The organism is Embleya sp. NPDC056575, assembly GCF_042793325.1.
Classification (GTDB): Bacteria; Actinomycetota; Actinomycetes; order Streptomycetales; family Streptomycetaceae; genus Embleya.
Window position 1 is genome coordinate 23,438 of sequence record NZ_JBHTVA010000103.1, and the last position, 9,296, is coordinate 32,733.

General features: G+C 72.5%; 10 protein-coding genes. 5 read left to right on the plus strand and 5 right to left on the minus strand.

Going from position 1 to position 9,296, the window contains the following annotated elements; translation table 11 throughout:
- Positions 1–24: 24 nt before the first annotated feature.
- Genes ACFRCG_RS44820 through ACFRCG_RS44835 form a run of 4 tightly spaced genes read right to left on the minus strand, consistent with a single transcriptional unit; the run spans position 25 to position 4,062 of the window.
- Positions 25–1,314, minus strand: a complete 1,290-nt coding sequence (locus tag ACFRCG_RS44820; RefSeq protein WP_380042434.1) for an FAD-dependent monooxygenase — start codon at positions 1,312–1,314, stop codon at positions 25–27.
- Between the two features lie 11 nt (positions 1,315–1,325).
- Positions 1,326–2,054 (minus strand): maleylpyruvate isomerase family mycothiol-dependent enzyme, encoded by a 729-nt coding sequence (locus ACFRCG_RS44825; RefSeq protein WP_380042435.1) that lies wholly within the window; start codon positions 2,052–2,054, stop codon positions 1,326–1,328.
- Positions 2,051–2,887, minus strand: a complete 837-nt coding sequence (locus ACFRCG_RS44830; protein ID WP_380042436.1) for a fumarylacetoacetate hydrolase family protein — start codon at positions 2,885–2,887, stop codon at positions 2,051–2,053. Before ACFRCG_RS44830 ends, ACFRCG_RS44825 begins: the two co-directional genes overlap by 4 nt.
- Positions 2,884–4,062, minus strand: a complete 1,179-nt coding sequence (locus ACFRCG_RS44835) for a cupin domain-containing protein (RefSeq protein ID WP_380042437.1) — start codon at positions 4,060–4,062, stop codon at positions 2,884–2,886. Before ACFRCG_RS44835 ends, ACFRCG_RS44830 begins: the two co-directional genes overlap by 4 nt.
- A 73-nt stretch (positions 4,063–4,135) precedes the next feature.
- On the opposite strand from ACFRCG_RS44835, the gene ACFRCG_RS44840 reads away from it, so the two are divergent.
- The gene (locus ACFRCG_RS44840; RefSeq protein ID WP_380042438.1) at positions 4,136–4,909 is read left to right on the plus strand and encodes an IclR family transcriptional regulator; all 774 of its coding nucleotides are present in this window, start codon (positions 4,136–4,138) and stop codon (positions 4,907–4,909) included.
- A gap of 34 nt (positions 4,910–4,943) precedes the next feature.
- Here the strand turns inward: ACFRCG_RS44840 and ACFRCG_RS44845 are convergent, their stop codons facing one another.
- The gene (locus ACFRCG_RS44845) at positions 4,944–5,591 is read right to left on the minus strand and encodes a TetR/AcrR family transcriptional regulator (RefSeq protein WP_380042439.1); all 648 of its coding nucleotides are present in this window, start codon (positions 5,589–5,591) and stop codon (positions 4,944–4,946) included.
- Positions 5,592–5,748: 157 nt separating this feature from the next.
- Here ACFRCG_RS44845 and ACFRCG_RS44850 point away from each other — a divergent pair, with 157 nt between their 5' ends.
- The 4 genes from ACFRCG_RS44850 to ACFRCG_RS44865 form a co-directional block, all read left to right on the plus strand.
- On the plus strand, positions 5,749–7,293 hold the full coding sequence (locus ACFRCG_RS44850; RefSeq protein ID WP_380042440.1) for a bifunctional 3-(3-hydroxy-phenyl)propionate/3-hydroxycinnamic acid hydroxylase: 1,545 nt from the start codon (positions 5,749–5,751) through the stop codon (positions 7,291–7,293).
- Between the two features lie 53 nt (positions 7,294–7,346).
- Positions 7,347–8,282 carry a VOC family protein gene (locus ACFRCG_RS44855; protein ID WP_380042441.1) on the plus strand — a complete coding sequence of 312 codons (936 nt, stop codon included), beginning with the start codon at positions 7,347–7,349 and terminating at the stop codon, positions 8,280–8,282.
- Positions 8,279–9,124 carry an alpha/beta fold hydrolase gene (locus ACFRCG_RS44860; protein ID WP_380042442.1) on the plus strand — a complete coding sequence of 282 codons (846 nt, stop codon included), beginning with the start codon at positions 8,279–8,281 and terminating at the stop codon, positions 9,122–9,124. The genes ACFRCG_RS44855 and ACFRCG_RS44860 overlap by 4 nt, the downstream gene beginning before the upstream one ends.
- Positions 9,125–9,163: 39 nt before the next feature.
- Positions 9,164–9,296 (plus strand): FAD-dependent monooxygenase (locus tag ACFRCG_RS44865; RefSeq protein WP_380042444.1); only part of this gene is annotated, 133 nt, incomplete at its 3' end.

Consider the following 9,296-nt stretch of genomic DNA (forward strand, 5'->3'; position numbering starts at 1 on the left):
GGGACGAGCGGGGACGGTGCCCGGTCAAGCGTTCGACGGGTGCACCCCGACGGGCGGGCCGGAGGAGTCGAGCGGGATCGGGGCGAACATCGGGGCCTCCTGGTCCGGGTCCAGCGCCGTCGGGCCGTACAGCCAGTCGATGAACGTGTAGTCGTAGGTGTCGCGTTCGCGCAGGATGGTGTTGCGTTGTGCGCGGGCGAGGCCGTCGAGGTGCCAGAGCTCGCCCCAGGCGCGGGCGGTGCGCTGCACGCGGCGGCAGTGCTCGGGTCGGACCGCCTGGTAGCCGGCGAGGGCGGCGGTCCAGTCCACGGTGCCGTCGGCCGCGCGGTTCCGGGCGGCGTGCCGGGCCAGTACCCAGCCGTCCTCCAGTGCCATGATCGCGCCCTGCGCCAGGTATTGCAGCGGCGGATGGGCCGCGTCGCCGAGCAGGGCGATCCGGTCGAACACCCACGTGTCGACCGGTTCGCGGTCGAACATGCGCCACCACCGGTCCCGCCACATCAGCGGGATGCCCGCCCGGACCTGCTCGGCGGTCCCCGCGAACGCCTCGTCGAGTTCGTCGGGCGTGCCCCAGTCGTCCCTGCCGGCAAGCGCCTTCGGTGATTCGAACACGGCGACCTGGTTGAACATCTCGCCGCCGCGCAGGGCGTACTGCACGAAGTGGCAGCGCGGGCCGACGTATACGACGACGGCGTTCTCGTGCACCCGGTGATCGCGGACGTCGTCGATGGGGACCGCGCCGCGGTAGGCCACATAGGACGAGCCGACCGGTGCGTCGCCGACGAACCGGTCGCGCGCGACCGAGCGGAGGCCGTCCGCCGCGATCACCACGTCGGCGTCCTCCACGCGGCCGTCCGCCAGGACGACCGCGGGCCGCGGGCCCTCGTCGCGGTATTCGACGACCCTGCTGTCGGTGGCCAGGTCGACGCCGGCGCGCCGGCACGCGTCGAGCAGCAGGGCGTGCAGGTCGCTGCGGTGGATCACGATGTACGGGAAGCCGTAGCGCCGTTCCAGGTCGCGCAGGTCCAGGCGGGTGAGCTCGACGGCGTCGACGGCGTCGAACATCACCATGGACTCCGGTACCACGCCCCGTCGCCGGGCCTCGTCCAGCAGGCCGTACTCGTGCAGGATGCGGGTGCAGTTGGGCGCGAGCTGAAGTCCCGCGCCGACCTCGCCGAACTCCGGTGCCGCCTCCAGCACGCGGACCCGCAGGCCCTCGCGGGACAGGGCGAACGCGGCACCGAGGCCGCCGATTCCGCCGCCGACGACGAGGACGTCCGTCGGGTCGGGGTGTGTGGGGTGGCTTGTCGTCATCGCGGGTGTCCTCACAGCCATGCGGGAAGTTCGGGTGCCGGTGCGCCGGACTCGGTGGGCAACGTCGCGACGCGGCCGGTCAGATAGGCGGTGACATCGGCCAACGGCGCACGGATCGAGGCCGGTTCGCCGGTGCCGGCCAGGCGCCACGTACGGGCGGGGTGGAGGTCGTCGGCCGTCAGCGTCACGGCCGCGGTGGTCCGGGCGCCGTGCCGGTCGACGGCTTCGGCGGCCAATCGCTCCAGGAAGTCCGGAGGGAAGTCGGCGAATCCGACCCCGGCCGCCAAGTCGACGGCGTGTACGCACACTTCGCGCGCCCGCAGCCAGGGGATCTCCCCGGCGGACACGACGCGGCCCTGGGCGGTGACCACGTCGTGCGCCCACTGCTCCGCGGTGAGGGCGTCGAGGCCGGCCGCCAGGGCGGCGGCGGAGCGGGTCGCCCGGGCCGTCAACTCGGCGCCGGTCATCCTCGCGCCGCGTTCGATGCCGGCCCGGCGCTCGTCCGCGGACGCGTACATCGGGGTCGGCTCGCCGGTGGCGGCCCACCGCACCAGGTTGCCCAGGGCGTCCGCGTTGGCCGCCACGTGCGCGACCAGGTGCCGACGCGTCCAGCCGGGCAGGGGGGTTCGGGCGTCGAACGCCGCCTCGTCGAAGGCCGCGCAGGCGTCGAGGAACCGGGCGGTGCCGATCCCCGTCCAGCGCAGCGCCCGGTGCGCCGGATCGCCGGGCGCGCCGCTCACCGGGCGTCCGCGACGACGCGGTTGACCAACCGGCCGATGCCGTCGATCTCGGCGACCACGGTCGCACCCGGGCGCAGGTATCGGTGCGGGGTGCGGGCGTGGCCGACACCGCCGGGCGTGCCGGTGGCGATCACGTCGCCCGGGTTGAGGCGGATCACCGTGGAGACGTACTCGACCAGCGCGACCGGGTCGAACAGGAGGTCGCCGGTGGTGTCGCACTGCATCACCTCGCCGTCGACGTCGAGCCGCACGTCGAGCACCGGGCGCACGCCGCCGGGCAGTTCGTCCGGGGTGACCAGGTAGGGGCCGATGGGCGTGGAGGTGTCCCACATCTTGCCCTGGAGCCACTCGCGGGTGCGGAACTGCCAGTCGCGGCAGGTGATGTCGTTGAGCACGGTGAACCCGGCGATGGCGGCCTCGGCCTCGGCGGTGCTCGCCCGGCGCACCGGTCGGCCGATGACGAGGGCGAGTTCGACCTCCCAGTCCAGTTCGGCGGTCTCGGCCGGGTGCGGGATGTCGTCGGCCGCTCCGCTCAGGCAGTCCGCGAACTTCGCGAACAGCGTGGGGTGGCCGGGCAGTTCGCGGCCCATCTCCTGGATGTGGTTCTTGTAGTTGAGGCCGACGCAGACCACCTTGGACGGCCGCGGGACGACCGGGGCGAAGTCGGCGCCGGTCACGGGGAAGCGGTCGCCGGCGGCGGACGCGGCCCGTTCGCGCCAGTTCGGGTCGGCGAGCAGCGCGCCGACGTCGGGGGCGCCGAGGTCGATCAGTTCCGCTCCGGCGAGCAGGACGGCGCGGGTGCCGGCGGGGGTGCGCAGGGTGGCGAGCTTCATCGGGGGTCCTCGTCGGTGGTGGAGCGGTGGAGTCGCAGGGCTTCGAGGATCGGCGCGTCGCCGAACCGGAACAGGTCGAGGGCGCCGCTGTCGGAGTCGGTGGCACCGGCCTCGGAGCGGGCCGAGAACGGCGTCCAGGACGGCACCGTGAACAGGTCGCCGCGGGAGACGGACCAGGTCCGGTCGCCGACGGTGACCGTCCCCGAGCCGTCGAAGACCTGGTAGACGGAGGATCCGGTCTCCCGCAGCGGTGCCGTCTCGGCGCCGCGCACGATGCGGTGGAACTCGGCGCGAATCGTCGGCAGCACATCCGCGCCGCCGGCCGGATCGACGTAGCGCACGGCGGCGTGGCCGTGCTCCACGGTGCCGCCGTGTCCCTCCCTCTCCAGCGCCAGCTGGTCGTCGAGCGCGCGGTCGGTGACCGCCCACTTGTAGGACAGCAGCGGCGAGCCCGGGGCGGCGCCGGCGGGCGCGGACAGCGGGCGCAGTCCGACGTGGCCCCAGAGCCGTTCGGAGCGCGAGCGTTCGGGTGTGGTGCGCTCGGCGGCGTCGAGCCGGTCGCGGCCGACCTCGAAGAACTGGCTTTCGACCCCGTACTGGAACGGGATGTCGAGGCCGTCGATCCAGGCCATCGGAGCCGCGGTGGCGTTGTGGTGGGCGTGCCGGTTCCAACCGGCCTGGGGCAGGAAGTCGCCGCGGTTCATGGGTACCGGATCGCCGCCCACGACCGTCCAGACGCCGGAGCCCTCGACGACGAAGCGGAAGGCGTGCTGGGTGTGGCGGTGCTCGGGGGCGTCCTCGCCCGGCATGAGGTATTGGATCGCCGCCCACAGCGTGGGCGTCGCGAAGGGGCGGCCGGCCAGTCCGGGGTTGGCGAGCGCGATGGCCCGTCGCTCCCCGCCGCGGCCGACCGGTACGAGTTCACCCGCACGCTCGGCGAGCCGGAGCAGGTTGTCCCACTTCCACAGGTGCGGCACGGCGCGCGAGCGCGGGTGGACCGGCATCAGGTCGCCGATCTCGGTCCACAGGGGGACGAGCAGTTCGCGCTCGAACCCCCGATACAGGGCCTCCAGATCCAAAGTGGCCTCCGGTTGGTTCGCGGCGGCGACGGCACGCGGCGCGGTGCGCGGTTCGGCGTCCGGCTCGGCATACGGCTCGTCAGGGCTGGTGGTCATGCGTATACCGTGGCGGTACAGCGCCGGACAGAAAACAAGATTCTGTGGTGCGGAATGCTTTCCGGGAGCCAGCGTGGACAAGCCGCTCAAGACCCCGCCGCCGTACGCCCTCGCCGGCGTGGACAACGCCCTCAAGGCCGCCACGATGCTCCAGCTGGAGGGCCCGATGACGGTCAGCGAGGTGGCCCGGCGCCTCGGCGTGGCCATGTCCACCGCACACCGGCTGCTCGCGATGCTCGTCTACCGCGATTTCGCCGTCCAGGGGCCCGACCGCGCCTACCGGGTGGGTCCGGTCCTCGAGCTGGCCACGCATTCGCAGTCCGCCGTCTCCCGGCTGCGCACCGCGGCCCTGCCGCATCTGCACCGGCTCGTCGACCTGCTGGGCGAGTCGGCCAACCTGATCGTACGCACCGGCGAGACCGTGCGGTTCATCGCGAGCGTCGAATGCGCGCAGGCGCTGCGGGTGGGCTCGCGCGAGGGCATGGTCTTCCCGGCGCACCTGACCACCGTCGGACTGCTGCTGCTCGCCGAGTTGGACGACGCGGAGCTGGAGGCGCTGTACGCGGTCGAGCGCTGGGGGAACCGGGCCTTCGACCGGCCGGACCCGGTCGAGCTGCGCGCCGAACTCTCGCGCGTCGCCCGCAACGGTTTCGCCGTCAACCGGGGCCACTCCGAGCGCGGCCTGGTCGCGGTCGGGGTGCCGGTGCGCGGCCCGGACGGCGGGGCGGTCGGCGGCCTGTCGGTCTCGATGCCGAGCGTGCGCTACGACCGGGCGCGGCTGACCCGATGGGTGGCCACACTGCGCTCCGCGGCAACCGCACTGGAACGCGAGCTCGCGGCCGGCTGAGCCGCGGACCCGAAACCGGTAGGGTACAGCCGGCTCAGCCGCGCGCCCGCAGCTCGCCCGCCCGCGCCTCGCCGAGCGCCGCCAAGGCCTCGGCCAGCAACCGCATCTGCTCGAACAGGTCCGGCCCGGACCCGGCCTGCACCGCGACGAAGGCGCCGTCGAAGCCCGCGATCGCGAAGTGGTCGAGCCGATCGGCGACGGCCCGCGCGATCTCGGCGCCCTCGCCCGCGAACGCGGCGCGGATCATCCCGTGCATGTACGCGCGCCCGTCACGGCGCACCTGTGCGATCAGCGCACCGACCTCCGCCTCGGCCGCCTCCGAACTCATCACCAGCGTCAGATGCAACCGCAGGAAGTCCGGTCGGGCCACGAACATCTCCCCCGTGCGCCGGAGGAACCAGTCCAGCCGCTCTCGCGGCGTCCCGGGCGGCGGCCCGCCGGCGTGCGCCGCGCGCATGGCCGCGAAGAAGTCGTACGCGCCGCGCGCCATCACCGCCGACAACAGGCCGCCCTTGGACCGGAAGTGGTGGTAGACCGCGCTCTTGGGCAGTCCGGTCTCGCGGCTCAGCGTGGACAGCGAGGTGGCGGCGTATCCGCGCTCGGCCATCACCCGCGTCGCGGCGTCCAGGATCTCCTCGCGGGAACGCCGCCCGCGCCGGTTGCTGCGTCTGGGGTCGGCCATGCGCCGAAGCATAGGCGCCGGACGACCACGCTCGACGCGGTCACCGTTCTGCACAGCGGAATCGCCTGGACGGGTCCGGTGTGGCGTGTGACGGTCGACATACAAGAATAGACCAGTCGGTCCAATAGTGCCGACTGTCCATCGGTCCGGAGCCCCCATGACCCACCACCACGACGCGGACGTCGCCCTCATCGGGTACGGCCCCACCGGCGTGATCGCCGCGCTCACGCTGCTGCGGCAGGGCGTCTCGGTCGTCGCCTTCGAGCGCGACCGCGACATCCACGCGCGCGCCCGCGCGGTCACCGTCAACGACTGGACGATGCGGATCTTCCAGGACCTCGGCATCGACGAGCGCGTCGCCGCCGTGATCGAGCCGCAGCGGGCACTGCGCTGGACCACCTACGACGGCACCGAGATCATGCGCGTCGAGCACCCGCCGTCCACGCTCGGCGTGCGGCCGCGCTTCTACAACATCTACCAACCCACCATGGAGGCCGAACTCCGCGCGTGCGCCGAGGAGTACGGCGACCTGCTCGACATCCGGTTCGGCGTGCGGGCGACCGACGTGGAGCAGGACGAGGACGGGGTGACGGTCACCGCCGCGGATGCCGCGACCGGGCGGACGCACACCGTGCGCGCCCGCTACGCCATCGGCGCGGACGGCGGCGGCAGCTTCACCCGCACCCGGATCGGCGCCACGCTCCTCGGCGACACCGTCGACGTGCAATGGATCGTCATCGACTGCCGGGTCAAGCGCTGGTGGCCCGACCGCGACCTGCTCACCTTCTGGTCCGACCGCGAGCGACCGGTCGTCGACATCGCGCTGTCGGCGGGCAACCACCGCTGGGAGATCCCGCTCAAACCGGGCGAGACCGAGGCCGACTTCGCCGACGAGAGCGCCGTGTGGCCGCTTCTCGCGGCACTCGGGGTGACCCCCGACGACGTATCGATCCACCAGTGGGCCTTCTACCGCCACCACACCCGGATGGCCGACACCTGGCGGGCGGGCCGGGTCTTCCTGGCCGGCGACGCCGCACACCTGATGCCGCCGTGGGCCGGGGCCGGCATGCAGACCGGGATGCGCGACGCCCACAACCTGGGCTGGAAGCTCGGCCGCGTCCTGCGCGGCGAACTGCCCGAGGAATGGCTCGACACCTACGAGAGCGAACGCCGACCCAACGCCGCGTTCTACACCGACCTGGCCGTACGACTCGGCCGGGTGATCAAGCAGGAGGCCACGCCCGACGAGATCGCGGCGATGAACCGGATCCCCGAGGGCCTGGTCACCCCGTTCGAGCCGCCGCTCATCGCACCCCCGGTGCTCATCGCGGGCAAGCTGCGCGGACCCGTCGGCGACGCGTCCATCGTCGGACGCATGGTGCCGCAGCCGATCGTCGGCGACACCATCGGCCGGATGGGCCGCCTCGACGACCTGCTCGGCAACGGCTTCGTCCTGCTGGGCGACGGCGTCGACCCCGCGAGCCTGCTGAGTGCCGAGGACAAGGCCGCATGGGACGCCCTGGGCGCCCGCTACCTGACCGTTCGCCCGCAGGACGCCTACACCGAGGGCCCCGACGAACTGGTGGACCTCGAACGTGTACTGCTGCCCTGGCTGCGCCGCTACGGCGCCAGGGCCGTCGCGATCCGCCCCGACCGCTTCGTCGCCGCCGCCGACGTCTTCGGCCTCGCGGTCCCCGCGTGAGCACACACGGAGCGCGACCGCCCCGCCCCCGGCACGCACACCAAGGAGAACCCATGCCCGGAGTCAAGGAACTCGCCTACGTCGTCTACGAGGCGAGCGACCTCGCCGACTGGGAACACTTCGCCGTCGACCTGCTGGGCATGCGGCTCGCGGGGAAGGACGACGACCTGCTGCGCCTGCGTACCGACGCCAAGGCGCACCGCTGGCTGGTCCGGCGCGGGCCCGCCGACGACCTGGTGGCGAGCGGCTACGAGGTCGAGGACGAGGCCGCCCTCGACGCGCTCGCGGACCGGCTCGCCGCGGCCGGCGTCGACGTCGCCGACGGCGGGGCGGAACTGGCCGCCGCCCGCGCGGTGGACCGGATCCTGGTCACCGCCGACCCGATCGGCAACCGGGTGGAGCTGGTCGTCGGACTCGCCGACGCCGACACCGCGTTCCACTCCGACCGCATGCTCGGCGGCTTCGTCACCGGCGACGGCGGCGCCGGCCACCAGGTGCTGATCGCCAAGGGCGTGTCCCGCGAGCACTATCTCGCGTTCTACCAGGGCCTGTTGGGCTTCCGGATCTCCGACACCATCGTCGAGGAGGTCGCCCCGGGTGTGGTCGCGGATCTGATCTTCCTGCACTGCAACCCGCGCCACCACAGCGTCGCGTTCGGCGACATGCCACATCCCAAGAGCACACACCACTTCATGCTCGAAGTCGCCGACATCCGCGACGTCGGCATGGCCCACGACCGCTGCCTGGAAGCCGGGCAGCCGTTCGAGATGACGCTGGGGATGCACCCCAACGACAACATGTTCGGCTTCTACGTGCGCACCCCCTCGGGATTCAGCGTCGAGTACGGCTGGGGCGGCCTGCTCATCGACGACGCGACCTGGCAGGTGCGGACCCTGGACCGGCTGAACAACTGGGGACACCTGCCGCCCGAGGTGGTCGCGGATCGACTCGCCCGCGCCGCCGGAACCGACCACGGAGACCACCGATGACACCCACCCGCGAATCGACCGCGCGCCTGGTCCGCACCAAGGACTGGAAACTCCACTACCACGAGGCCGGCGCCGGCCGGCCGCTGATCCTGCTGCACGGCAGCGGCCCCGGGGCCACCGGCTGGAGCAACTTCGCCGGGAACATCGCGGCGCTGGCCGAGCACTTCCACGTGTACGCCGTCGACATGCCCGGCTGGGGCGAATCCGACCCGGCCACGGTGGACCGACTCGACCACGTCGAGGCCGCGATCCAGTTCCTGGACGCCCTGGGCATCGACAAGGCCGCCTTCGTCGGCAACTCGATGGGCGGCCAGACCTCGCTGCGGCTCGCCACCGAGCATCCCGACCGGATCACCCACCTGGTCACGATGGGCGCTCCCGTCGGCCCGATGCGGACCCTCTTCGGCGCGGGCGACGGACCGTCCGAGGGCCTGAAGGTACTGATCGCGGCCTACCGCGATCCGAGCCCGGAGAACATGCGGCGACTCGTCGAGATCATGTGCTTCGACAAGGAACGATTCGCCACCCCCGAGCTGTGCCGGGTGCGTTCGCAGGCGGCGCTGGCCCGGCCCGAGCACCTGCGCAACTACGTGGACGGCATCCCGCAGGGCGCCCCGCTGCCCAAGTGGGTGGACCCGCGGCTGCTCCCGGGGATCACCACGCCGACCCTGATCATCCACGGCCGCGACGACCGGGTGGTGTCCTACGAAGTGTCGCTGCACCTGCTCGCGAACGTCCCCGACAGCCGCCTGGTGTTGCTCAACCGGTGCGGACACTGGGCGATGATCGAGCACGCCGACGAATTCAACCGCCTCGTCATCGACTTCCTGTCGCACAACTGAACCGGCATCGACCGTTTACCGAATCGATCGGAACACCCCATGACCAACTTCGACACCGACGTCGTCGTCATCGGAGCCGGGCCCGTCGGCCTCACCCTCGCCAACCTCCTCGGCATACGGGGCCACCGGGCCGCCGTCCTGGAAGCCCGCGACGAACTGATCGACTACCCTC

Excerpts from the sequence above, each read along its gene's own strand:
- ACFRCG_RS44860 (WP_380042442.1), top strand. The coding sequence starts at position 8,279 with ATGACACCCACCCGCGAATCGACCGCGCGCCTGGTCCGCACCAAGGAC.
- ACFRCG_RS44845 (WP_380042439.1), bottom strand. The coding sequence starts at position 5,591 with ATGGCCGACCCCAGACGCAGCAACCGGCGCGGGCGGCGTTCCCGCGAG.
- ACFRCG_RS44835 (WP_380042437.1), bottom strand. The coding sequence starts at position 4,062 with ATGACCACCAGCCCTGACGAGCCGTATGCCGAGCCGGACGCCGAACCG.
- ACFRCG_RS44850 (WP_380042440.1), top strand. The coding sequence starts at position 5,749 with ATGACCCACCACCACGACGCGGACGTCGCCCTCATCGGGTACGGCCCC.
- ACFRCG_RS44855 (WP_380042441.1), top strand. The coding sequence starts at position 7,347 with ATGCCCGGAGTCAAGGAACTCGCCTACGTCGTCTACGAGGCGAGCGAC.
- ACFRCG_RS44830 (WP_380042436.1), bottom strand. The coding sequence starts at position 2,887 with ATGAAGCTCGCCACCCTGCGCACCCCCGCCGGCACCCGCGCCGTCCTG.
- ACFRCG_RS44820 (WP_380042434.1), bottom strand. The coding sequence starts at position 1,314 with ATGACGACAAGCCACCCCACACACCCCGACCCGACGGACGTCCTCGTC.